Origin of the sequence: Streptococcus sp. GMD1S (assembly GCF_000296875.1) — a bacterium.
In the GTDB taxonomy this organism is placed as follows: Bacteria; Bacillota; Bacilli; order Lactobacillales; family Streptococcaceae; genus Streptococcus.
Genome location: NZ_AJQY01000230.1, coordinates 1 through 789, shown reverse-complemented (window position 1 = coordinate 789; position 789 = coordinate 1). Strand labels below are relative to the sequence as shown.

Below are 789 nucleotides of genomic sequence, written 5' to 3'. Positions count from 1 at the left end.
ACCGTCTGCTAAAAGATTGATTGTAATCTTAGTCGGACGTTTGCCGTCTTGGTTATTAGCGTCATCCCAGTTCTTAGTTGCTTTTACATCAACTGTTTCTGGTGAATAGCTATTTGTGATGGTGAATCCTGATGCAGCATCACCAGTAATTTCAGAAGTATAACCAGCAACAGTTACTTCTACTACAGTGTACTGAATAGGTGTTCCGCCTTTATCAGCATCAAGGTTTGTGAAGCTTCCAGTCCAACCGTTTGCGGCATTGAGCTCAAGTGTCTTACCAGTATCTTGACCATCCGCAAGCAATTTAACTGTGACAGAAGTTGGACGTTTACCGTCTTGGTTGTTCTCGTCCTTCCATACTTTCTTCACAGGAACTTCCGTTTTTGCTGGAGTGTAAGTATTCTCAAAAGCTTTTTCATCATCGTAAGAAACAGTTGCTTCAAGTGCACCTTTGCCCTTATCTACTACAGTAACTGTAGCCGTGATAGTTTTAGTGTCGTACTTGATGCTTGTATCACTGCCAGCTTTTTCAGCAATTTTAAAGGTATAAGTCCCTGCTTTGTCGAATTCCAATTCTGAGAAAGCAATGTTTCCGTCTTTGTCATTCTTCACAGTTTCTTTCACCTTACCATCTTGGTCTGTTAAAGTGAATTCAAACTCTTCAGCCTTCAACTCACGACCCGTAAGTTTTTTATTAGCCTTAATCTTAACTTTAGCTTTGCTACGTTTATTTGTAACTGTTTTGATAGCTCCATCTTGTCCAACAGTCATCTCAAATGGAGTAGGATT

1 protein-coding gene is annotated in these 789 nt (G+C 40.1%); it reads right to left on the bottom strand.

The annotated features are described in order from the left end of the window. Positions 1-789 (bottom strand): Cna B-type domain-containing protein (locus tag GMD1S_RS08490; protein WP_000294469.1); only part of this gene is annotated, 789 nt, incomplete at both ends.